This is a genomic window from Methylorubrum thiocyanatum, from assembly GCA_014138645.1.
In the GTDB taxonomy this organism is placed as follows: Bacteria; Pseudomonadota; Alphaproteobacteria; order Rhizobiales; family Beijerinckiaceae; genus Methylobacterium; species Methylobacterium thiocyanatum.
In genome coordinates this window covers 1-21,920 of the sequence record JACJIB010000005.1, presented here as the reverse complement: position 1 = coordinate 21,920, position 21,920 = coordinate 1, and the positions used below count along the sequence as shown (strand labels likewise).

Sequence of the window (21,920 nt, the reverse complement as noted above, 5' to 3'; positions counted from 1 at the left end):
CCGGGTCGGAGACGCTCCGCGGCATCCGGGGTCCGGTCTTCGAGCAGGGCCAGGACGTTCCCGGCGGTCCGCACAGCCGATCACACCTTACGGCCACACTCTTGCGGCCGCATTTGGCCCCGGCCCGCTTCAGATCCGTCGCGACCGGTCCCGCCGGGCGAGGGCCGCACAGGCCGCCGTCGCGCCCCAGGCTTCGTCGGGATCGTCGTCGGCCACCTCGTCCGCGCTCACCGGAACGGCTTCGAGCAACGGGACGGATCCGAACGGCAGACCGTCGATGACCGCGCCGTCCGCCGCTCCGGTGAGGATCATCTGTGCGAACGGGGCGCATTCGGCGGGGAGGCGGCTGAACAGGATCGCGCCGTGCCGGGCGACGGTGTCCGCCACGCGGTACCCGTCGGCGATTTGGTCACCGAGGCTGATCAGGATGTTGGTCCAGAGGCGCACCCGTTCCGCCTCCGCTTCCTCTCCGTGCCCCTCCGGCAGCCGCAGGGCGACTTCGCAGTCGACGCCGTTCTCCCGGTCGGGGATTCCGGCCCAGGGCGTGGACAAGCCGTCGGTGGCAAGCACCACCCCGTCCGCTGCCGCGGAGCGCGGGCGCAGCATCAGGATGCGCCGATGCGGGCCGAACCACAGGGTCTGGCCGTAGACGTTGGCCTGGAGCGTCTGCGCGGTGTAGCCGGGCAGGAGCGTCCCGCGCGCCTCCCAGAACCGGCGGCGGGCGGCGGCGGCCGCCTCGTAGGCCGGGTCGTCGGGCCCGCGCGGGACGATGGCGGGATCGAACGCGGTCTCGACCCGGACCCGGCCCGGCCGCCCGAGGAGCGAGAGGGGAAAGCGGTCCGCCGTCCAGCGGACCTCGACCCGGTTGAAGGCGGGACCGCCCGCGGCGGCGAGGCGATCCACCGCCGCGCCGACGGCGTCGAAGGCGCGGCGGGGCTCTTCATCGACGTAATGGCCCCCGGCATCGGTGTAGCCGCCCGAGATCTGCGCATGGCCCGCCTGCACCGTCGTGGCGCTCCAGGCCCCGGCGACGGCCCCCGCCGGGGCGCGCCCGAGGCTGGCGCGAAGGTCGCGCTCCGCATCCGCGATGACGTAGGCGGTCCCGTCCATGCCGGATGGCTCCCTCGTTCGGCCCCTCCGGCCCGGCGCCGCGGGTTGTGCCAAGCTCCGTCCCGGCGCGCCGGAGCCTGCTTCGGTTCGGCGGCCCGCCGTTATAAACCATTGGCTGCGGCAAAGTCGAAGGCGGCATCGCGGAACGGGATGAAAATCCAGTCCCGCACGTAGCACAAACCACCCCGATCCACGCCTCAAGACTTCAACAAAGGTTCGGAACTTCTTTTTTCGACAGACGTCAACGCTCGTTGTCGCAGAAGAGAGCTTCCGATTTGGCCGATTCCCCCTCGATCCGCATCCTCGATCCGTCCCGTTGCCATCTCGGCGAGGGGCCGAGCTACGATCCGGCGACCGACACCGCATGGTGGGTCGATATCCTGGAGAACCGCCTGTTCGAGTTGCCGCTGCGCGAGGGCGCCGGCCCGGCCAAGGTCCACGCCCTGCCGTTCATGGCGAGCGACGTCGCGGCGATCGATGCCGAGCGGCATCTGCTCTCGGCCGAGGACGGGCTCTATCTCCGCACGATCCGCGACGGGCGCCTGAGCCTGTTCTGCCCGCTGGAGGCGGGAGATGCCGGCACCCGCTCCAACGACGGGCGGGTGCATCCGAGCGGCGCGCTCTGGATCAGCACCATGGGCCGGGACGCCGAGCCGGGCCGCGGCGCGATCTACCACGTGGCCGGCACGCGGGTGACGCGGCTGTTCTCCGGGCTCACGATTCCCAACGGCATCGCCTTCTCCCCCGACGGGGCGACCGGCTACTTCGTCGATACCAACGAGGGCGTGCTGCGCCGCGTGGCCCTCGACCCCACCACCGGCCTGCCGGTGGCCGAGCCCGAGACGCATTACGATCACAGCGGCGGCGAGGGCGGGATCGACGGCGCGGCGGTGGATGCCGAGGGGCTGATCTGGACCGCCCGCTTCGGCGGCGCCTGCCTCGACGCCTACAGCCCCGCGGGCGAGCGGGTGCGCAGCGTCCCCGTCCCGGTGCGCCAGCCGACCTGCCCGACCTTCGCCGGCCGCGGCCTCGACCATCTCCTCGTCACCGCCGCCTACGAGGGCATGGACGCGGCCGAGCGCGCGGCCGACCCCGAGCACGGCCGCACCCTGCTCGTCGCCCTCGGGACCCGCGGCCTGCTGGAACCGGCCTTCCGCCTCGACGCCTGAGCGCCCGCCCCATCCCGAAGCCGGGCGGCCGGAGCGCCGCGCCCCAGGAACGACCATGCCCGAGACGATGCAAGAAATGATGCGCGAGACGATGTCCGAGACGATGTCCGAGCCGCAGACCCGCCCCTATCAGCCGATCGAAGCCTACGCGCTCCTCAGCAATTGCGAGGGCTGCGCGCTGGTGGCGCGCGACGGGGGGATCGACTGGGCCTGCCTGGAGCGCTTCGATTCCGACCCGTCCTTCTCGCGCCTGCTCGACCGGACACGCGGCGGCCATTTCACGATCCGGCCGACCGAGCGCTTCGAGACCACGCGGCAATACCTGAGCCGCAGCAACATCCTCGAGACCACCTTCACCACGCAGAGCGGCTTCGTCACGCTGCACGACTTCATGGTCGGGCCGGAGGGCGGGCAGCGGCGGCCGCTGCTGGTGCGCCTCGTCGCCAGCGTCTCGGGCTGCGTCCCGATGATCGCCGAGTACCGCCCGCTCGCGGGCTTCGCCGAGGACGCCGCGCCGCTCGGCATCGAGGGCCGCCGCGTCACCGCGCCGGGCTGCCCCGGCCTCGTCGCGGAGGCCGACTTCGCCGCGGAGGGCGGGCTCGCCATCGCCCGCTTCACCCTGGAGGGCGGGCAGACCCGCGGCTTCGCACTCTATGCCGGCACCCCGCCCGAGACCTGCCCGGACGCCCGCCTCCTGATGGAGGAGACGCGCCGGGCCTGGGTGCTGTGGACCGAGGGCGCGGCCTATGTCGGGCCGCTGGCGGACGAACTGATGCGCTCGGCCCTGGTGCTCAAGGGCCTGACCTATCAGCCCACCGGGGCGATGGTCGCCGCCGCCACCACCTCGCTGCCCGAGGAGATCGGCGGCATCCGCAACTGGGATTACCGCTTCTGCTGGATCCGCGACGCCTGCCTGTCCTTCTACGTGCTCAAGAAGTTCGGGATGACCCGAGAGGCCGAATCCTTCTTCGGCTTCGTCACGGAGCTGTGCGAGCGGGAGGAGAGCCGGCTGAAGCCGCTCTACAGTATCTCCGGCGACGCCGATCTCGAGGAGATCCGGGTCGATCACTTCGAGGGCTGGCGCGGCAGCGCCCCCGTGCGCCACGGCAACGAGGCCGCCGAGCAGCACCAGGCCGACGCCTACGGGCAGGTGCTCGATCTGCTCTACCTCTACGAGCGCTTAGGCGGCACCATGCCGGAGGCGATGCGGGAGCACGGTGCGCGGCTCGCCGACATCTCGGCGGCGCATTGGCACGAGCCCGATGCCGGATTGTGGGAGCCGCGCAAGCCCGAGCAACGCTACCTGCATGCGGCGATCATGAACTGGGTCGCCCTCGACCGGGCGATCTGCCTGTTCGGCGAGCGGGCGGAGTGGTGCCGCGAGCGCGACCGGATCGTGGCTCACGTCAACGGCGAGGGCCTCCACCGCGACGGCTACTACCCGCAATATCTCGGCGGCGACGACGTCGACGCCGCCCTGCTGATCGCGCCGATGGTCGGCTTTCCCGTGGACGAGGCGGCCTTCGCCCGCACCGTGGATGCCGTGATCGAACGGCTCGGCCACGGCCCCCTCGTCTACCGCTACAGGAACGACGACGGGCTGCCCGGCCACGAGGGCACCTTCCTGCTCTGTGCCTTCTGGCTCGTGGACGCCCTGCTCTGGCTCGGGCGCGAGGAGGAGGCGCGCACCCGCTTCCAGGCCCTGCGCGCCCTGCAGAACGATGTCGGCCTCTATGCCGAGGAGATCGCCGAGGACGACACCTTCCTCGGGAACTTTCCGCAGGCTTTCAGCCATCTCGGCTTCATCCACAGCGCGCTGATGCTCGACCTCTACGAGCATGGCGGCCGATCCGCGGTGCAGGGCACCTACGCCGACCGCTCGCTGCGCGAGACGAAGACGCGCCGGGCGCCCACCATCGCGGGCGCCGAGGCGGGAGAGTGAGGACCGGGATGACGCGCATCGGCTATCACGCCTCGCACGAGCAGCACGCTCCCTCCGCCCTGCTGCGCCACGTCCAGGCGGCGCAGGCGGCGGGGTTTGCCTGCGCCATGTCCTCGGAGCACTTCAAGCCGTGGAGCGGGGCGCAGGGCCATTCCGGCCATGCCTGGTCCTGGCTGGGCGCCGCGATGGCGGCAACGAACCTCCCGTTCGGCATCATCACCGCGCCGGGCTACCGGCACCATCCGGCGGTGCTGGCGCAATCGGCGGCGACGCTGGCCGAGATGTTTCCCGAGCGCCTATGGCTGGCGCTCGGCAGCGGGCAGCGCCTCAACGAGGACATCACCGGCCTGCCCTGGCCGGAGAAGGCCGAGCGCAACGCCCGGCTCGCCGAGTGCGCCGCCATCATCCGCGCGCTGCTCGCGGGTGAGAGCGTGACCCATCGCGGCCGCGTCACGGTGATCGACGCGCGGCTCTACTCGCGGCCGCAGACCGCCCCGCTCCTGATCGGCGCCGCCGCCACCGCGGCGACCGCCCGCGCCGTCGGCGCCTGGGCGGACGGCCTCGTCACCGTCGGAATCGAGCCGGAGAAGCTGCGCCCGGTGATCGACGCCTTCCGCGAGGGCGGCGGTGCGGACAAACCGGTCTTCCTCCAGACCAAGGTCTGCTGGGATCCCGATCCCGCCCGAGCGCTGGCGGAGGCCCACGCGCAATGGGCGAGCAACGCCATCGAGGGCGAGGTAAACTGGGAGCTGCGCCGGCCGGAGGATTTCGAGACCGCCGCCCGCTTCGTCCGCCCGGAGGACATGCATGCCTGCGTGCGGATCTCGCACGATCTCGGGCAGCACGCCGCCTGGCTCGCAGAGCTGGCCGAGATGGGATGCGCCGAGATCATCGTGCATCAGGTCGGCGCGAGCCAGGAGGCCTTCATCGAGAGCTTCGGGCAAAGGGTGCTGCCCCGGCTCGGCGGCTGACGCGCCCGCCGGGATCGCCTCTCAGCGGTTGGAGAAGCGGGGCGGGCGCTTCTCGACGAAGGCGGCCATGCCCTCCTTCTGGTCCTCGGTGGCGAACATCGCGTGGAAGACGCGCCGCTCGAAGCGCACGCCCTCGGTGAGCGTCGTCTCGTAGGCGCGGTTGACCGCCTCCTTGGTCATCATGGCGATGGGCAGGGACATCGCCGCGATGGTCTCGGCCGCCTTCATCGCCTCGGCGGCGAGTTCGGCCGCCGGCACCACCCGCGAGACGAGGCCGGCGCGCTCGGCCTCGGCCGCATCCATGGTCCGGCCGGTCAGGCACATCTCCATCGCCTTCGACTTGCCGACGAAGCGGGTCAGCCGCTGGCTGCCGCCGATGCCGGGCATGATGCCGAGCTTGATCTCCGGCTGGCCGAACTGCGCCGTGTCGGCGGCGAGGATGAAGTCGCACATCATGGCGAGTTCGCAGCCGCCGCCGAGGGCGAAGCCGGCCACCGCGGCGACGACCGGGGTGCGCAACGCCGTGAAGCGCTCCCAGTCGGCGAAGCGGTCGCCCGCGAACATGTCGGCGTAGGAGGCCGCCTGCATCTCCTTGACGTCGGCGCCCGCGGCGAAGGCGCGCTCGGAGCCGGTGACGACGATGCAGCCGATCCCCGGATCGGCGTCGGCCCGCGTCGCGGCGTCGATCAGCTCGGCGGTGAGCTGCCGGTTGATGGCGTTGAGCGCCTTCGGCCGGTTCAGGGTGATGAGGAGGACGCGTCCGCGCGTCTCGGTGAGGATCGTCTCGTAGCTCATCGGCTGTCGTCTCCTGTCGTGGGGCCCCGGAACAGATCGGTGATCGCGGCGTCGCCGCCGCCCGCCCCCGGGCCCCGAACCGAGCGTAGAGCCCCAAGGCCTCGGCTCCCAGCGGGCTTCCGGCAGCGTCGCCGCCCGGCGGCCTGACCGAGGCGCCGATCCTTCAGCCTCAGGCGCGCAGCGAAGCCCGACGGGTCGACCTCGACAAGCGGGTCGCGCGCGGGAGGACCGTGTTTCTCGGACGCCGCTGCGGGGGGGGCGGCTCAGCCGCGGGCGCGAAACAGGATGCCAGCGAAGCGTCCGCGGCTGCCGGCGCCGAACACGCTCTCGATCACGGACCAACTCGAGGGGCTGAGACCGTGGTCGCTGCGGAGGCGGCGCGGGTCCGCCCGTTCGAGCCGGTCCATCTCGCCGGAGCACTTCTGGAGCGCGAGCCCCGCCTTGGCGGTCATCGGAACGGAACGCTGCGAGTGGGTCGCGTCCAGCTCGAAGCGCAGGCAGGCGGCGAGATCGTCCTTCAGGTTGTCGAAGGGGGCAGCCTCGGCAGGCGAAGCCAGGAGAGAGGCCCCGAGCAGGAGGGCGGCACGCACGGACATCACGACGCTCCGGTCACGATCAACTGACGACGACAACGCGCCGGCCGCCGATTCGGCGCATGAGGGCGATCCGGATCGGTCCGACCGCCACAGGACCGTGCGCGACCCTGCGCGGCAGCCGGTCCCCCGGCAGGCCGAGGCCCGGCTTTGGCAGGCAATTGCGGAGCGATGCCGCGTAGAAAAATGAAGCGATCACGCCGCCTCAAGGATCCATGGCGGCCGATCGAGCGTTTTCGCGGTCAAATCTCAAGGTCTACATCATAGATGTCTGGGCGAATTGCCTGAACCGCCAAAGCGTCAAGGCGCTTTTTCAGGAAAATTGGGCATGTTTTGGAACAATCGCTTCGTCCGCATCCTTGTCGGACTGGCCCTTCTAGCCACAGCGATCATCGTGATGATGCCGGGGTTTACCGGCTATACTAGCCTCGATGGCACCGTGAACGCGCGCTTCGCCGTGCTGTCGGCTCCGATCGAGGGTGTCGTGTCCGAGACCCCGCCCAAGGTCGGGACCGCCCTGCCGGAAGACACCGAGATCTTCCAGATCACGAACGATCGCATCGCCCGCACGGCGGAGGCGCAGCTCGATGCCGATCTCGGCGCCGCGCGCGAGCGCCTGAAGGCACTGGAGGCGCAGAGTGGCCAGCTCACGGCTCTCAAGAAGGAGCTCGCCACGCGGCTCGGCGACTACCAGAAGGCGAGCCTGCAAAGCATCCAGCAGGAGATCATCATCCGCCAGCAACGGATCAGCACGGCCCAGGCCAACCGCGTCTCCGCGGAGGCCGATCTCAGCCGCAAGCAGACGCTCGGCGCGACGGGCGTGGTCGCCAACAGCTCGGTCGAGGCGGCAAGGGCCGCAGCCGTCTCCTCCGGCAACGAAGGCACGATCGCCAAAGCCGAACTCGACCGGCTCAACCAGCAGCTCGACGCGTTGAAGCGCGGCACCTTCGTGGGCGAAGGTCGCAACGATGTCCCGTACTCGCAGCAGCGCGGGGACGAGGTCACGATCCAGCTCGCCAATGTCGAGGCCCAGGCCAAGATCGAACGCGCCCGTGTCCAGCTCTTGGAAAAACAGCTTTTCATCGAGCGCGCCCGAAACGATCGGCTGTCGAACGCCTCGGTCAGGCTCCCGTTTCGGGGCGTGATCTGGCGCAACAACGTCGTCGGCGGCTCGAACGTGGTGGTCGGCAACGAACTGATCCGCCTGCTCGACTGCCGGGACCTCTTCGTCGACATCCTGCTCGACGAGGTCGATTACGATCAGATCAAGCCGGGCGATCCCGCGGACGTGCGGCTCCTCGGAACCTCGGACGTGATCGCCGGACGCGTGAACTCCGTACGGGGCGCGAGCGCGGCGGTGGAGGAGGTGACGCTCGCGGCCATCCCGCCGAAGAGCCGGGGCAAGAATGCCCGCATCCGGCTGATCCTCGATCAGAATGCGATGCAAACCGACTACGAGAACTTCTGCCATGTGGGCCGCACCGTGCAAGTCCGGTTCGCACGCTCTGCAGCAACCCTGCCGCTCGTCAACTGGGTGAAGAGCCTGTGGTTCAGTATCTCATAGAGCTGGAGCTCGCCCCCCTCGCGCCGACCTTCCTCGTCGGAGCTTTTTTCTACATCTTCGCGACGAACTGGCCGCGGCAGAAGACCTGGGCGCGCAGCATCACCTGCGCCTTCGTTCTCGCGGTGGCCGTGCGCTACCTGGTCTGGCGCTTCCTCTACACCGTGCTGCCGCATCCGGCGGACGGAAGCTTTGCCTTCATCTGGACCTGGACGGTCTTCTTCGTGGAACTCGGCGCCTTCGCCGACATCCTGCTCTTCCTCGTCGTGATGAGCCGCTCGGTCGATCGGAGCAGCGAGGCGAGCCGGTTGGAGCGGACCTTCTTCGCGCGCCCGAAAGCGGAGCTGCCGACGGTCGACGTCTTCATTCCGACCTACAACGAGCCGCTCGACGTGCTGGAGCGGACCATCGTCGGGGCCCTGGCGCTCGACTACCCGCGGGACAAGTTCAAGGTCTACGTCCTCGACGACAAGCGGCGCGACTGGCTGAAGGCGTATTGCGAGGAGAAGGGTGCGATCCACGTCACCCGGCCGGACAATTCCCACGCCAAGGCCGGCAACATGAATAACGGCCTCAAAGTCTCCTCGGGCGAATTCATCGCGATCTTCGATGCCGACTTCGTGCCCTACCGCAATTTCCTGCGCCGCACGCTGCCCTTCTTCACCGACCCGACGATCGGCATCGTGCAGACGCCGCAGCACTTCTTCAACAAGGATCCGGTCCAGTCGAACCTCTCGCTCGAAAAGGTCTGGCCGGACGAGCAGCGGCTGTTCTTCGACGAGATGGCCGCGAGCCGCGATGCCTGGGACGTGAGCTTCTGCTGCGGCTCCTGCTCGATCGCCCGCCGCGCGGCGCTCGATGTGATCGGGGGCTTCCCCCACGATTCGATCACCGAGGATCTGCTCACGACGCTTGCCATGCTCAACAAGGGGTACAAGACCCGTTACCTGAACGAGCGCCTGTCGATGGGCCTCGCGGCGGAGAACCTGAAGGGCTACTTCGTCCAGCGGGGCCGCTGGTGCCGTGGCGGAATCCAGACGATCTACCTGCATAACGGGCCGCTGCGCGGGCCGGGCCTGAGCCTGTTCCAGCGGGTGATGTTCCTGCCCCTGTCGTGGCTGATGCAGTACACGACGCGGTTCGTGATCCTCGTGGTGCCGGCCGTCTATCTCTGGACCGGCGCGGCGCCGCTCTACTTCACCGGGACGCAGGACATCGTCACGTATCAGTTGCCCGTGCTCGCGGCCTACTTCCTGCTGATGGGCTGGCTGACGCCGACGCGCTACCTGCCGCTGGTGTCGAGCGCGGTGGGCACCTTCGCGACCTTCCGCATGCTGCCCGTGGTGGTCTCCAGCGTGATCAAACCGTTCGGCGTGCCCTTCCGCGTGACGCCCAAGGGCAGCGGCAACGAGGAGAACGCCTTCGATGCCTACACCTTCTTCTCGATCGCCTTCTGGATCGCCGTCACGGTGCTGGGCCTCGTCATCAACATCGTGCCGGAATGGTCGCGCATCGGCGAGGGCGAATTCTCGATCGTCTCGGCCTACTGGGCCGCCCTCAACGTCCTCGTCCTGATGGTGGCGGCCCTGATCTGTTTCGAGAAATCGCGCCCGCTGCTCGACAGCTTCGCAACCGACGAGCCGGCCCGCGTCGTGACGGCGAACCGGGCCGTGGACGCGCGGATCGTCAGCCTGTCGCTCGATCGGGGCGTCGCGTCCTTCGCGGCGGATCCCGGCCTGCGTCCCGGCGAACGGATCTGGATCGAGATGGAGCGCTTCCCGCACATCGAAGGAACGGTCGAGGGCCTGACGCCCGGCCGGCGTCGCGGGCCGACCTGCCTCCGCTTCTCCTACACGCTCGAGGGCGACTGCCGCGACGCGATGATCGTCCGGCTCTATACGGGCCAGTACTCGCAGGACATCCGCGACATCGACAAGTCGGCCGTCGTCGGGGGCCTGTGGCACCGGCTTTTCGGCCGCGGCGGGAGCTATGATCCGGCCTGATCCAGTGTCTGCCTGATCGAAGCCGAAACCGGATCAGCAAGCCCGCGCGCCGCTCGAGCGAAGCCCCAATCCGCCGTCCCGAGGGAGCGATCGGATGGGCTCCGAGCCGATTGTCCTCGGACGGCCGCCCCGCCCCGACCACCTTTCACACGGCCGGACGGACCGGGCTTCGGCTCGACCCGTCGGCAGGAGTCCCGACCTCCGGCCCTCGCCGGAACAGGAACACCTGACGCCCCTCCCCCGGAAGTGCCGCGGCGCCCTGGCGGCCGCAGATCCAGTCGCGCACCATCGCCGCGGCGGCCGGCGAGACGGCGGGCTTCCACAGCCAGATGTCGCGGGCCTCGTCGATCCCGTGCTCGCCAAACAGGGCGGCGAGCGCATCCTCGGACACGCCCACCGACCACGCGGAGAAGTCGGCGCCGAACTCCTTCACGTAGCTGATGAACTCGAACTTGATCTGCTGCACGCTGTAGGCGGTCATCGAAGCCCCCTCACGCGGGGATCGGCGCGATGCGGCCCGGTGCGGTCCGGCGCGCCTGCGCCCGGGCGGCGCCCTCGCGCTTCTCGTCGGCCGACATCTCCTTGATCACCTCCTCCAGGGCGTTGAGCGCCGTGCCGACGCCGTGCCCGGCGGCGAGCGAGAGCCAGGCGAAGGCCTCGACCCGGTCGCGCTCCACGCCGATCCCGTGGGCGTAGAGATGGCCGAGCCGGGCCTGGGACGGGTAGTGCCCGGCCTCGGCCGCGCTGCGGTAGAGATCGGCGGCGCGGGCGGGGTCGGCGGGGAGCCCGTCGCCCTTCGCCAGCAGGGTGGCGAGGTTGTAGGCGGCCATCACGTCGCCGCTGGCGGCGGCCCGCTCCAGCCAGCGCGCGCCCTCGGCCCGATCCTGCGCCACGCCCTGGCCCATGGCCAGCATCGCCCCGACATTGGTCGCGGCCGGGCCGTGGCCCTGCTCGGCGGCGCGGCGATACCATGCGAAGGCCTGCGTCAGCGAGGCGGGCACGCCGGTCCCACCGGCATGGAGTGCGCCGAGCCACGCCTGCGCCTCCGCATCGCCCGCCTCGGCAAGCGGCTGGAACACGGCAAGCGCCCGGTCGTAGGCGCGGGCCTGGAACGCGGCGACGCCCTCAGTAAGGGTGGGCACGGGGGCGAGAGGCTGGACGGCAAGTGACTTGGCGGCAAGGCTCATCGACATCTCCCAAGAAGGTCAGCAGCCGCGGCCCTGGGCCGTGGCGTAGAGGGGTTGGGTGTCCGTGGCGGCGGGCCGCGCCCGCACGCGGGCGGCGAGGTTTGCCTGGAGCCAGAGACCGGCGGCGTTGGTCGGAACGGCTTCGTCGGCGTCCGGGCGGCTGAGCGCCGCCTGCGCAGCGACGGCCGGCGCCATCCGGGCGGCGATCTCGGCGAGCCACGCGTCCCACGAGGCTTCGAGCAAAGAGACTTCAAGATCGGGCGTCGCCCGTCCCTGCGGACCGAGCAGCCCGATCCGCAGCAACGTCTGGCCGAGAGCCGTCGGCTGCAGCATCACGGCGCAGGTCTCGCCCCGCGCCTCGATCAGGACGAGGTTGGGGAAGTGGAGGGCAAGGGACGCGGCCTCACCGGTCGCGAGCCGCCCCGTCAGGTGCAGGCTCTCCGGCGCTTGCGCGAAGCGATCGCCCTCGGCCAGCGCCTGCGCCGCGAGCTTCCAGTTGGCGGCGTATTCCGCCCGCCGGGTCTCGCCGGCGAGCGCCACCAAGCCTTCGGGCGCGGCCTCGGGCGGGGCCGCCTCGGGATCGAGATTGATCCGCACCATCGGCCCCCAGGCGCGGACGGCGACCGGCAGCAGCCGCTCCGGGCGCAGGCCCAGATACTGGTGCATCGCCGGCGTCGGGCCCTCGAGGCCGGCCGGCAGCACGGCCCCGTCGCGGCTGTAACCGCAAGCGGTGAAGGAGCAGCGGGTCTTGGTGCCGGTGCGGCATTGCAGCGGCACCGCGCGGCAGCCGCCGTGCTGGGCCTTGTTGAAGCGTCCGACGAGGCCGCCCTCGGCCGTGCGCTGAACGTGGAGGCCGTGATGGCCGGCGGTGAAGGGCAGGAGGTCGTCGGTCGCCGGAATCTCGGCGCCGAGGCCGATGGCGAGCCAGGAACGGGTCCAGACCGCGTCGTCCTCCAGTTCCGCGAAGGCGAGCGCCCGGTAGGCGGCCGGCGGCAGCAGGCGCGGCGCCCTCGGGTCGAGGCTGTCGGCGAAGAAGGCCGGATCGGCGAGGTCGAGCCCCTCGGCGTGGTGGCCGAGATCGGGGCGGTCCGGCACGAAGCCGGCCGTGGCGGCGGCGAGGGACATGCGCTCCTCTCACTTTCGAGCCGGGAAAGGGTCCGGCGGCAGCGTTCATCGGGGGCTGACGGGCGCTGCCACCGGGGCTCCGCCCGAGGAAGGCGAGGACGGAGCGTCGAGAGGTCCCCGCCGTGACGGGGACCGTTTTCTTGCGGGCGTCAGGCGGGCAGCGGCTCGCCGCGCTCCTTGCGGCTGCGGTGCTCCATCGGGGTCGGGTCGTAATCGGCCCGGCCGCGGTGCTTGATCGCGCTCGCGGGCGGGGCCGGCAGGGGCCCGTCCATCGAGAAGCGGTCGAGCACGTTCTTGGTGAGCCGCGAGATGTTGTTGTCGCAGTTGTTCCACGGCAGCGAGCCGCAATAGGCGATTGACGAGAAGGCGAAGCAGGCGCCGCCGTTCGGGGTCTCGTGATAGGCGATGTCGCCGCGCACCCGGGGGTGGGTGGTGCCGTCGAGCCCCTGCTGGTTGAAGCCGAAATCTTCCATGACGAGGAGGTAGGCCTCCGTGTGCCGCCCGGCCGAGGTCGCCACCGTCAGGGTGTGCGGGGGCGAGCCCAGCATGGTGTCGACGATGTCGAGTTCGAGACCCGCCGCGCCGCCGCCGACGAGGCCGAAATTGCCGAGTTTTTCGTCGTAATCGATGCCCTCGAAGGCCCACGACACGCGGGTATCGAGGCTATCGGGTGTGCGCGAAAAATAGCTCGAGACATCGAAGCCTTCGGACGACATGCCGACGCCGGCCACCGAGTGCAGGTAGCGCCCGCGGAAACGCCACATCCCGCCGAGTTCGCCCGTGCCCTGGTGGTAGTACTCGCCCGGATCGGCCCGCCAGGTGCGGATACCGGATTCGCAGCGGCGCATCTCGGTGACGACGCCGCGGCCCTTGTCCTCGTAGCCGGGATGGTACGAGTGGACCCAGTACCACGCGTCGGCGCCCATATACATCAGGCGACCGCCGCGCTGGGTGTAGTTGTGGAGCGCATCGAGCTGGGTGCCGGAATTGTGCTCCGGGTGCGAGCCGGTGATGATGACGTTGTAGTTCTCGATGCGCGCCAGCCCGTCGTAGGTGATGTCCTCGTCGGTGAAGACGTCGTACTCGTAGCCCATCGTCTCCAGCCAGTAGATCAGGTGGAGATCGGCCGGGTATTGCCACGGCGCCTGGGCGAGGAAGTGGTCGTATTTCGGCCGGATCGACAGGATCGGCCGCAGGCGCGACGAGATCGAGATGCCGGTGCCGTCAGTGTGGGTGTCGTAGATCGAGCCGCCGTATTCGCGGTGCTCGGACAGGAACATGTTCTGCTGCTGCATGATCGGCACGCGGTAGACGAACAGTTCAGCCCCGCCCGCGTTGCAGGCCACGTGCTCGTTGGCATAGGCCATGTAGCTGATGGTCGGCACCATCACCGCGATCTTGGCGGTTTCCTGGCCGATGCGCGGCACCACCCAGAACGGGATGAATTCCTCGTCGCCCTCAGCCGTCGTCAGCTTGGCGGCATAGAACCGGCTCTTCACGCCGGTCTCCGGCACGCTCCAGGCGAAGTCGGCGCTCCAGCGGGCATCGTCGACGTCGTCGTCGTGGAAGCTGATGGCGCCGTATTCCTGCGGCGCGTGCTTCCAGTCGAAGTTCTGGCCCGACCAGTTATAGCCGGTCATGCCGCGGTTGGGGCAGTTCACCAGCGTCGCGTCGAAGCGATACGGCCCTTCGTCCTTGCAGGTGAGGGTGTCGATGCCGACCGAAAAATTCCAGGCGGCGACAATGCACTCGGAAAGCTTGCCGGTCGGGCCGGCATTGCGCCGCTCGGTCAGGCCCGGCTGGGCGCCGGCCTTCATCATCTCGATCTCGGCGCGCGAGAGCGCCCGGTTGCAGATCCGCGGACTGTCGATCTTGCCGTTATACTTGCCGGCAAAGACCACACCGGCCGGCTTCGAGGAGGCGGCGAGCGGATCCTCGGGCGCCAGCCGCTCGACATAGGCGCCGAGCGCGACGGGTACGGGGGCGTGGGCGATCGCGACCTTCAGGCTCGCCTCGACCGGCGCGATCTCGGGATCGAGGGCGTAGACCACCTGCGGCTCGTGGATCAGCGTGACGAGGCCGGTGGCGGCGTCGAAGGTCGCGGCGCAGAAATGCCAGGCATGGTCGCGGATCGGCACGCCGGTGGTGATCCGGTGCTCGTTGATGCGCAGTTCGAGGCAGCCCTCCTCGTTGATGAAGAGGCCGTAGCCGCACTCGTTCGACCATTTGGTCACCAGCCCTTGCGGGCCGTGCTTCCAGTAGCGCGGATGGGTTTTCGGCGCGGTCGGCCAGATCCAGCACTGGAGCGTGAAGCTCTCGACGTGGAAGGGCTTGGCGTCCGGCACGTAGGCGTAGGAGCCGCCGTGGATGATCTGCTTCTTGCCGGCATAGGTGCCGTTGACCGCCGCATCGACCGGCTTGTCGATGTAGCCGGGGCCGCGCGGGTTGGTGTCACCGTTGATCATCTGCACGATCTCGACCTTGTACTCGGACGGACCGTCGCAATTGACGTAGAACTGGATCGTATCGCCGGGATGGACGCCGAACTTGTCGGCGTAACCGGTCAGCCTCATGGTGGTCATCGGGTCAATCCTTTGGGGAGCGTCTTTGGTCCACGCCCGAGAATGCGCTTGCTTGCACGCGGGGCGCCGGGAGGCACCTCACGGCCTCCCGCTGATCGACGTGTCTTGAGAACAATCGGCCGTCTCAGGTGATCGGCCAGTTGTCGTCCTTGCGCTTCCAGCCCTCGTGGTAGTCTTCCGGGAAGCCGTAGCTGTCGGAGAGCTCGTCGAGGCGCATCAGGAAGATGTCGTGCTGGATCTCCTGTTCGTCGGTGTAGACTTTGTCGCCGACGAATTCGGGGGGTACGCCGCGGATGCCGGAGAGCCGGGCGATGCGCCACTCGGCATCGACCTTGGTGCAGATCACGATCAGCTTGCCCTTGGGGCTCTCGCCGCGCATGCGCAGCAGCACCCGCTTGAGCACCGGGTCGGCATGGACGCCGCCGGTGACGACCGTGGTGTCGCCGGGGGTCTCGCACAGCAGCACCGAGTTGCCGGCCACCCCCTTCATCGACTCCATGCAGGCCTTGTGCGCCTCGATCAGGCGCTGGCGCTCGGGCGTGCCCTTCTTCGGGATCGGTTCCATCGTCGTCGCTCCTCGTGATTCCGGCCGCGCCGTTGCGGTCGGATAGGGGTGCAGGCTGGCACGCCGCCGGTGCGATCCGGCGGGCAGCCCGTGCCGGCGGAGCCGCGATGCTCCGCTGAGAAGTTGAGATACGGGCAAATCAGCCCATAGTATTCGAAATCATGATTTCGAATACATCGCTCTTCTTGACCACTCGAACTTACGACTGTTCCAACCTTTCGGTCAAGCCAAGTTTTCTTGTGAGGAAACGTTTTTTACGCCGAGCTTGAAGGTTTCATTCGCCAGCCAAGCGATCAGCGGTGCAGCCTCTCAACAGAGACCCGCACCGCGGATCGCCTCACCGCGTCAGGGCACGGTCAGATCGTCATGTGCCGTTCGATCAGTTCGTCGGTCATCTCACTGATCGGCCCGCGGGCGACGATGCGGCCGTTCTCCATCATCAGGAAGGCGTCGCCGAGCTTGCGCGCGACCTTGATGTGCTGCTCGGTGAGGATCAGCGTGATGCCGAATTCCTTGTTGAGCCGCCCCAGCGTCTGGCCGATTTCGGCGACGATGTTGGGCTGGATGCCCTCGGTCGGCTCGTCGAGGAGCAGGATGCGCGGATTGGTGGCGAGCGCCCGCGCGATGGCGAGCTGCTGCTGCTGGCCGCCCGAGAGCAGGCCGGCCTTCCGGTGCAGGTTCTGCGCGAGGTAGGGGAACAGGGTGAGGCAGAGCTCCGGCACGTCCTGGCGCCCGTCGGTGCGGGCGAAGGTGCCGAGCAGGATGTTCTCCTTCACCGTGAAGTGCGGCAGGATCTGGCGCCCCTGCGGGATGTAGCCGAGGCCGTATTTGGCCCGCACATGGGTCGGCGCCTTGCCGACGGACGCGCCGTCGATCCGGATCTCGCCGGAGGTGCGGTCGGTCAGGCCCATGATGGTGCGCAGGAGCGTGGTCTTGCCCACCCCGTTGCGCCCGAGCACGCACAGGCACTGCCCCTCGGGCAGCCCGAGGCCGATCTCCTTCAGGATCGGCGTCTTGCCGTAATAGGAGGTCACGCGGTCGAGATCGAGCAGCATCGTCAGACCTCCGGCTCGCCGAGATAGACCTCACGCACCCGCGGGTCGTTCTCGATGTCGCTGAGCTTTCCCTGCGCCAGGAAGGCGCCCATGTGCATCACCGTCACCACGTCGGCGATCTGCCGGACGAAGCCCATGTCGTGCTCGACCACGATCAGGGTGTTGGTGCGCTTGAGTTCGTTGAGGAAGACGATGGTCTTCTCGATCTCGGATTCGGTCATGCCCGCGACCGGCTCGTCGAGGAGCAGGATCGCCGGGTTCTGCATCAGCACCATGCCGATCTCGAGCCACTGCGTCTCGCCGTGGGAGAGGAAGCCGGCCTCGACGTCGAGCCGGTCCTTGAGGCCGGTGAGGGTGGCGACCTCGTCGAGCTTGGCCGAGAAGCCCGCCGGGCGCCGCCGCAGCATGTTGCGGAACGGGTTGACCTCGCGGGAATAGGCCACCTCGAAGTTCTGGCGCACGCTCAACTCGCGGAACACCGCCGGCACCTGGAATTTGCGCCCGATGCCGCGCTGGGCGATCTCGTGCTCGCTCAAACTCGTGATGTCGTCGCCGCGCAGGACGATGGAGCCGGAGGTCGGTTTCTGGCGCCCGGTGATGAGGTCCATGGTGGTGGTCTTGCCGGCCCCGTTGGGGCCGACGAGGCAGCACAGGGTCAGTTCGGTCACGTCGAGGCTGAAGCCGTTGATGACCTTGGTGCCGCCGAAGCTCTTGTGCAGGTCGCGGATTTCGAGAACGCCCATCATCCCCTCCCTTACTCGCCCGCCGCCGGGGCGCCGGTGATCGCGTGCGGCAGGTCGGGCCGGGCGTGCTTGCCGGGCTGGCGCGCGAGCGCGCCGAGCACCTTCTCGAGAAGGCCCGCCAAGCCCTTGGGCAGGAAGCGCACGACCACGATGAAGAAGGCGCCGAGGACGAGCAGCCAGGTCGCGAGGAACTGGTCGCCGAGATAACTCTGGCCGCCCTGGATCAGGAAGGCGCCGAGGATCGCGCCGAGAAGCGACAGGCGCCCGCCGATCCCGGCCCAGATCACCATGCCGATGCTGAAGGTGGTGTCGAGCTGGGCCGGCGAGACGTACTGGATCAGCATCACCCAGAGGCAGCCGGCGAGCGCGGCGATGAAGCCGGAGATCGCGTAGATGCAGGTCTCGTAGAGGGCGACGTTGTAGCCGAGGAAGCGCACCCGCTCGGGGTCGCCGCGCAGCGCCTGGATGACGAGGCCGAACTTGCTCTGCGTCAGCAGCTTGGCGCCGACCGTGACGGCGATGAGCAGCCCGCAGACGATCCAGTAGGCGGTCGGGCCGTAGGGGTCGATGTCGGTGCCGAAGAGGCTCAGCGGTGAAGGCGGCGAGATGCCGTTGGCGCCGTTGGTGTAGGGCTGCATGTCGAGGATCAGCGTGGCGAAGGCCGAGAGCATCGCCAGCGACATGATCGCGAAGAACGGCCCCGAGACCCGGGCGCGGAACATCAGCGTGCCGAACACGACGTAGAACAGCGTCGGCACGATCAGCGCCAGCAGGATGCCGCCGCCGGTGCTCCAGAACGGCTGCCAGAACCAGGGCAGGTGCTCCAGGCTGTTGTTGAGCATGAAGGGCGGGATCGGGTTCGAGTCCGGATCCTGCGACTGCATCTGCATGGTCATGGCCATGCCGTAGGCGGCGAGCCCGAAGGCGATGCCCTGGCCCAGATTGAGGATGCCGCCGAAGCCCCAGCACAGGCTGATCGACAGGGCGAGCATCCCGTAGATGCCGTAGACGGCGAACTGGTTGAGCAGGAAGCCGTCGGAGACGAAGGCCGGGATCCCGGCGATGGCGACGAAGAACAGTCCGTAGACCGCCCATTGCGCCGTCTTGCTGTGGTAGAGATTGCGCGTCGTCATCTGCGGGTGAGACTCTTCATGACGGGCGGAAGGAAGGAGGAGGCCGGACGGCCTCCGGGAGAGGCTTGTCGTCGGCGGCTCATCGGCGCCCCTTGGCGACGGCGAACAGGCCGCGCGGGCGGAAGCGCAGGAACACGACGATCAGCACGTAGAGGAGGAAGCGCGCGAAGGTGTCGTTGGTGACGAAGGCGAAGACCGACTGGAGTTCGCCCGTCAGCCCCGCCGCCGCGACGCTGCCCATCAGCGTGCCGCCGCCGACCACCACCACGAGGAAGGCCTGCACCACGTAGGCCGTGCCCATGGTCGGCAGCACGATCGCGAGCACGCCGAACAGCGAGCCGGCCACACCGGCAAGTCCCGCCCCCAGCGCGAAGGTCGTCATGTAGACCCGGTCGGCGTTGATGCCGAAGGAGGCGGCCATCTCCTTGTTCTGCATCACCGCGCGCACCTGCATGCCGAAGCGGGTGCGGTAGAACAGCCAGGCGGTGGCCGCGACGATGAGCGCGGTGATGCCCAAGACCACGAGGCGGAACACCGACAGGCTGGCAAAGCCGACCTCGACGTTGCTCTGGAAGATCTCCGGCACGGCGATGTATTTCGGGTCCGAGCCGAAGATCAGCCGCACGCCCTGCATCAGCACCAGCGACACGCCCCAGGTGGCCAGAAGCGTGTCGAGCGGGCGGTTGTAGAGATAGCGGATCAGCCCGCGCTCGATCACAAGCCCCACCAGCGCCACCACGACGAAGGAGGCGGGCAGGCAGAGCAGGAACGGCAGGCCGAGGGACGATTGCAGGGCGTAGGAGGTGTAGGCGCCCAGCATGATGAACTCGCCATGGGCCATGTTGATGACCCCGACCGTGCCGTAGATGATCGTGAGACCGATCGCGGCGATGAGCCAGATGCTGGCGATGCTCAGGCCCAGCACCAGGGCGTTGGCGAACGGAGCGATGTCGAGGGACGTCACGGGACCTCCGTGAATGCGAAGGCCCGGCCGCGGGACACCGCGGCCGGAGCGGTTGCGCGGGAAAGCGTCAGATGACGTTCTTGCGGACCTTGCCGTCCGGGGCGACGAGGCCGTTGGCCATGCATTTTCCGGCATTCGGATAGATCGAGTACGGATCGGGCGCGACGTGTTCCTTGGCTTCCGAGACGATCTTGAAGCTGCCGTCCGCCTGGCACTGGCCGATCTTGGGCTTGAGCCAGGAGTTGAAGTTGTCGCCGTCGATCCAGATCAGGCCTTCCGGCGAGATGTTGTCCTCCACCCGCACGCCGCCGCTGACGTCGCGGATCATGCGCGAGGTGACCTCCTCGATGTTGCCGGTCTTCTTGATCGCGGCCTCGAGCCCGGCCTTGAACACGTAGGCCGAGAGATAGGTCTCCTCCATGTTGTAGTGGGTGGAGCCGTTCTTGCCGTACTTGCTCTTGAGGAAGCTCTCGACGAACTTCTGGTTGGTCGGGTTGTCGAGCGACTGGAAGTAGGGCGCCGAGAGGAAGTGGCCGGCGCCGAACTCGGCGCCCATCGCCTTGGTCTCGATCTCACCGGTGGTGAGCGAGGCGATCGGCATGGAATCGACCTTGAAGCCCTCCTGCTTGAACTGCTTGTGGAAGGCGATGTCGGAGGCGCCGACCACCGTCGAGAAGATGAAGTTCGGCTTGGCGTCGCGGATCTTGCCGAGCACGGGGCCGAACTCGGAGCTGCCGAGGGGGATGTATTCCTCGCCGAGCAGCTCGCCGCCGGCCTCCTGCAGCCAGATCTTGGCGTTCTTGTTCGACTCCTTCGGCCAGACGTAGTTCGAGCCGACGAAGAAGACCTTCTTGCCGAAGTTCTTGACCATGTACGGGATCAGATCCTTCGAGTGCTGGTTGGCCAGCGGACCCGTGCAGATCGTGTTCTGGGTGCATTCCGCACCCTCGTAGCAGGTCGGATAGTAGAGCAGGCTGTTCTGCGACATCACCACCGGCAGGATCGCCTTGCGGCTCGCCGAGGTGTAGCAGCCGAACAGCGCGATCACCTTCTCGCGGATGATGAGTTCCTTGGCCTTCTCCGAGTAGACGTTGAAGTCCGACTTGGCATCGACGATCACCGGCTGGATCGGATGACCGGCGATGCCGCCGTTCTTGTTGATCTCGTCGATGGCGTACTGCATCACGAGGGTGGAATCTTCCTCCGGCACCGCGAGCTGGCCGGTGAGGGAGAACAGCAGGCCGACCTTGATCGGCTCTCCCTTCTTGAGCGTCGCACCCCACGCCTCGCGGGCCGTCGGCAGCCAGAGATGCGGTCCGGCGATCGCCGCCGCGGCGAGCGAAGACTGCTTTAAGAGCTTGCGACGTGTGAGGTCCATGTCGATCCCCTTATGTGCTGTGCAATTGCCTGATTTTTGAGCGGATACTGGCTCTCTGCTCAAGAAGTAAATCTTGTTTCTTGCAAGGAAACGCTACGGCGCTCTTTTGCGGTGCGTCAAGAGCCCATTTCCCCTGACGACACTTTTTTTCTTTCTGGCAATGACGGCGGAGCGCATCCTTCGCTCCAGGCCGCATCGTTGCCCGCTTGCAAGCCCGATGCCGCAAAATCCAAAAACCCCAAATTCGGAGTTGACCGTATGTCAACTCTAGTGCCAGCCTAATAGAGCAGGGACTATGTGATCAAAAATTACGCAAAAGCGCGGGCTTTGATCACATTGCAAAATAATCGAACCGGTCTGCGGCCTAAGCCAGCATCTGCCGAAAGTTCGGGCAAAAGCCAGAAACCGGTCATCGGCCCTCGCACGGGATTTGCGAAACGTGCGGAGGCCTCACGGTCTCGAGGAAGCTGCCGATTGTGCGTCGCACAACCGGACGTTTCCGAGATCAGTCAAGTCTTGATCGCAACGGGTAAAGTAAGGGGATGACGTGATGTGCGGCGGTGAATACGGGAAGGGACCGGGGGCGACCCGCTCGGGACGGCGGGGACGGCATCGGGGCTGGGCAGCCGGCGCGCTGGCGGGCGCCCTGGTGCTCGGCGCATCCGGGGGCGCTTCGGCGCAGCAGCCCTCACCGGTGGGGCAGTTCAACGATCAGACGCAGCCGCGCACCGATCCCAACATCGCCGCCAAGCCCGCCGATCCCGTCCGCACCGGACCACTCGCCCCCTGGGCCACCGACATGGCCGCGCGCGGGCTCACCTTCGACATCAACATCTACAACTTCTACCAGGCCAACCCCTCGGCCGGACTGCGCACCGGCGAGCAGTCCAACTCCACCTACTTCGTCCTCTCCATGACCGCCGACATGCAGCGGCTCGCCGGCATTGCTGGCGGCACCATCAAGTTCACCCAGACCTTCTTCGGCAACGTCCGCAACCTCAACATGGCCGCCGATATCGGCGACACCACGGTCGGCTACCAGCC

Annotated in this window: 18 protein-coding genes and 1 pseudogene; 6 read left to right on the top strand and 13 right to left on the bottom strand. The window is 68.2% G+C overall.

Features of this window, described 5'->3' with window-relative positions; all coding sequences use genetic code 11:
• Positions 1–129 precede the first annotated feature (129 nt).
• Positions 130–1,110: a hypothetical protein gene (locus HNR51_RS14500; protein ID WP_182555386.1), complete on the bottom strand. Its 981-nt coding sequence runs from the start codon at positions 1,108–1,110 to the stop codon at positions 130–132.
• 275 nt (positions 1,111–1,385) lie between these two features.
• Here HNR51_RS14500 and HNR51_RS14495 point away from each other — a divergent pair, with 275 nt between their 5' ends.
• The 3 genes from HNR51_RS14495 (at position 1,386) to HNR51_RS14485 (ending at position 5,192) form a co-directional block, all read left to right on the top strand.
• Positions 1,386–2,279, top strand: a complete 894-nt coding sequence (locus HNR51_RS14495; protein WP_182555385.1) for an SMP-30/gluconolactonase/LRE family protein — start codon at positions 1,386–1,388, stop codon at positions 2,277–2,279.
• Between the two features lie 91 nt (positions 2,280–2,370).
• A complete protein-coding gene (locus tag HNR51_RS14490; RefSeq protein WP_182555666.1) occupies positions 2,371–4,221 on the top strand; it encodes a glycoside hydrolase family 15 protein in 1,851 nt (616 codons plus the stop codon).
• An 8-nt stretch (positions 4,222–4,229) separates the two neighbouring features.
• Complete coding sequence (locus HNR51_RS14485) at positions 4,230–5,192, top strand: TIGR03885 family FMN-dependent LLM class oxidoreductase (protein WP_012453195.1); 963 nt, start codon at positions 4,230–4,232, stop codon at positions 5,190–5,192.
• A gap of 21 nt (positions 5,193–5,213) precedes the next feature.
• Here HNR51_RS14485 and HNR51_RS14480 read toward each other — a convergent pair whose 3' ends face one another.
• Both HNR51_RS14480 and HNR51_RS14475 read right to left on the bottom strand, forming a co-directional pair.
• Complete coding sequence (locus tag HNR51_RS14480) at positions 5,214–5,987, bottom strand: enoyl-CoA hydratase (protein ID WP_182555384.1); 774 nt, start codon at positions 5,985–5,987, stop codon at positions 5,214–5,216.
• 263 nt (positions 5,988–6,250) lie between these two features.
• A complete protein-coding gene (locus HNR51_RS14475) occupies positions 6,251–6,583 on the bottom strand; it encodes a hypothetical protein (RefSeq protein ID WP_182555383.1) in 333 nt (110 codons plus the stop codon).
• A 325-nt stretch (positions 6,584–6,908) separates the two neighbouring features.
• Between HNR51_RS14475 and HNR51_RS14470 the strand changes: the two genes are divergently transcribed.
• Together HNR51_RS14470 and HNR51_RS14465 are read left to right on the top strand one after the other, a co-directional pair.
• Positions 6,909–8,144 (top strand): HlyD family secretion protein, encoded by a 1,236-nt coding sequence (locus tag HNR51_RS14470; RefSeq protein WP_182555382.1) that lies wholly within the window; start codon positions 6,909–6,911, stop codon positions 8,142–8,144.
• Positions 8,126–10,144, top strand: coding sequence for a glycosyltransferase family 2 protein (locus HNR51_RS14465; protein WP_182555381.1), 2,019 nt, complete (start codon positions 8,126–8,128; stop codon positions 10,142–10,144). Before HNR51_RS14470 ends, HNR51_RS14465 begins: the two co-directional genes overlap by 19 nt.
• Positions 10,145–10,289: 145 nt before the next feature.
• On the opposite strand, the gene HNR51_RS14460 is transcribed toward HNR51_RS14465, so the two are convergent.
• The 10 genes from HNR51_RS14460 to HNR51_RS14415 form a co-directional block, all read right to left on the bottom strand.
• Positions 10,290–10,625, bottom strand: a complete 336-nt coding sequence (locus tag HNR51_RS14460) for a hypothetical protein (RefSeq protein WP_182555380.1) — start codon at positions 10,623–10,625, stop codon at positions 10,290–10,292.
• Positions 10,626–10,635: 10 nt separating this feature from the next.
• Positions 10,636–11,331: a tetratricopeptide repeat protein gene (locus HNR51_RS14455; protein ID WP_239681617.1), complete on the bottom strand. Its 696-nt coding sequence runs from the start codon at positions 11,329–11,331 to the stop codon at positions 10,636–10,638.
• An 18-nt stretch (positions 11,332–11,349) separates the two neighbouring features.
• Positions 11,350–12,456, bottom strand: coding sequence for a Rieske (2Fe-2S) protein (locus tag HNR51_RS14450; protein ID WP_182555378.1), 1,107 nt, complete (start codon positions 12,454–12,456; stop codon positions 11,350–11,352).
• Positions 12,457–12,605: 149 nt separating this feature from the next.
• On the bottom strand, positions 12,606–15,038 hold the full coding sequence (locus HNR51_RS14445) for a N,N-dimethylformamidase beta subunit family domain-containing protein (protein ID WP_182555377.1): 2,433 nt from the start codon (positions 15,036–15,038) through the stop codon (positions 12,606–12,608).
• A gap of 124 nt (positions 15,039–15,162) precedes the next feature.
• Entirely contained in the window at positions 15,163–15,603 is a 441-nt protein-coding gene (locus HNR51_RS14440; protein WP_182555376.1) for a N,N-dimethylformamidase alpha subunit family protein, read from the bottom strand.
• A gap of 356 nt (positions 15,604–15,959) precedes the next feature.
• Complete coding sequence (gene urtE, locus HNR51_RS14435; protein ID WP_141950806.1) at positions 15,960–16,658, bottom strand: urea ABC transporter ATP-binding subunit UrtE; 699 nt, start codon at positions 16,656–16,658, stop codon at positions 15,960–15,962.
• A gap of 2 nt (positions 16,659–16,660) precedes the next feature.
• Complete coding sequence (urtD, locus tag HNR51_RS14430; protein WP_012453206.1) at positions 16,661–17,401, bottom strand: urea ABC transporter ATP-binding protein UrtD; 741 nt, start codon at positions 17,399–17,401, stop codon at positions 16,661–16,663.
• Between the two features lie 11 nt (positions 17,402–17,412).
• A complete protein-coding gene (urtC, locus tag HNR51_RS14425; RefSeq protein ID WP_012453207.1) occupies positions 17,413–18,534 on the bottom strand; it encodes an urea ABC transporter permease subunit UrtC in 1,122 nt (373 codons plus the stop codon).
• Between the two features lie 79 nt (positions 18,535–18,613).
• The gene (gene urtB / locus HNR51_RS14420) at positions 18,614–19,498 is read right to left on the bottom strand and encodes an urea ABC transporter permease subunit UrtB (RefSeq protein WP_012453208.1); all 885 of its coding nucleotides are present in this window, start codon (positions 19,496–19,498) and stop codon (positions 18,614–18,616) included.
• 67 nt (positions 19,499–19,565) lie between these two features.
• Positions 19,566–20,876 (bottom strand): transporter substrate-binding domain-containing protein, encoded by a 1,311-nt coding sequence (locus HNR51_RS14415; protein ID WP_182555375.1) that lies wholly within the window; start codon positions 20,874–20,876, stop codon positions 19,566–19,568.
• Positions 20,877–21,426: 550 nt separating this feature from the next.
• On the opposite strand from HNR51_RS14415, the pseudogene HNR51_RS14410 reads away from it, so the two are divergent.
• Positions 21,427–21,920: pseudogene (locus tag HNR51_RS14410) on the top strand (carbohydrate porin); the annotation flags it as partial.

What these genes read in the sequence shown, in the direction of transcription:
- HNR51_RS14500 (WP_182555386.1), bottom strand. Translation starts at nt 1,110, where the DNA reads ATGGACGGGACCGCCTACGTCATCGCGGATGCGGAGCGCGACCTTCGC.
- HNR51_RS14490 (WP_182555666.1), top strand. Translation starts at nt 2,371, where the DNA reads ATGTCCGAGACGATGTCCGAGCCGCAGACCCGCCCCTATCAGCCGATC.
- HNR51_RS14485 (WP_012453195.1), top strand. Translation starts at nt 4,230, where the DNA reads ATGACGCGCATCGGCTATCACGCCTCGCACGAGCAGCACGCTCCCTCC.
- HNR51_RS14480 (WP_182555384.1), bottom strand. Translation starts at nt 5,987, where the DNA reads ATGAGCTACGAGACGATCCTCACCGAGACGCGCGGACGCGTCCTCCTC.
- HNR51_RS14475 (WP_182555383.1), bottom strand. Translation starts at nt 6,583, where the DNA reads ATGTCCGTGCGTGCCGCCCTCCTGCTCGGGGCCTCTCTCCTGGCTTCG.
- HNR51_RS14470 (WP_182555382.1), top strand. Translation starts at nt 6,909, where the DNA reads ATGTTTTGGAACAATCGCTTCGTCCGCATCCTTGTCGGACTGGCCCTT.
- HNR51_RS14460 (WP_182555380.1), bottom strand. Translation starts at nt 10,625, where the DNA reads ATGACCGCCTACAGCGTGCAGCAGATCAAGTTCGAGTTCATCAGCTAC.
- HNR51_RS14455 (WP_239681617.1), bottom strand. Translation starts at nt 11,331, where the DNA reads ATGAGCCTTGCCGCCAAGTCACTTGCCGTCCAGCCTCTCGCCCCCGTG.
- HNR51_RS14450 (WP_182555378.1), bottom strand. Translation starts at nt 12,456, where the DNA reads ATGTCCCTCGCCGCCGCCACGGCCGGCTTCGTGCCGGACCGCCCCGAT.
- HNR51_RS14445 (WP_182555377.1), bottom strand. Translation starts at nt 15,038, where the DNA reads ATGACCACCATGAGGCTGACCGGTTACGCCGACAAGTTCGGCGTCCAT.
- HNR51_RS14440 (WP_182555376.1), bottom strand. Translation starts at nt 15,603, where the DNA reads ATGGAACCGATCCCGAAGAAGGGCACGCCCGAGCGCCAGCGCCTGATC.
- urtE (WP_141950806.1), bottom strand. Translation starts at nt 16,658, where the DNA reads ATGCTGCTCGATCTCGACCGCGTGACCTCCTATTACGGCAAGACGCCG.
- urtD (WP_012453206.1), bottom strand. Translation starts at nt 17,401, where the DNA reads ATGGGCGTTCTCGAAATCCGCGACCTGCACAAGAGCTTCGGCGGCACC.
- urtC (WP_012453207.1), bottom strand. Translation starts at nt 18,534, where the DNA reads ATGACGACGCGCAATCTCTACCACAGCAAGACGGCGCAATGGGCGGTC.
- HNR51_RS14415 (WP_182555375.1), bottom strand. Translation starts at nt 20,876, where the DNA reads ATGGACCTCACACGTCGCAAGCTCTTAAAGCAGTCTTCGCTCGCCGCG.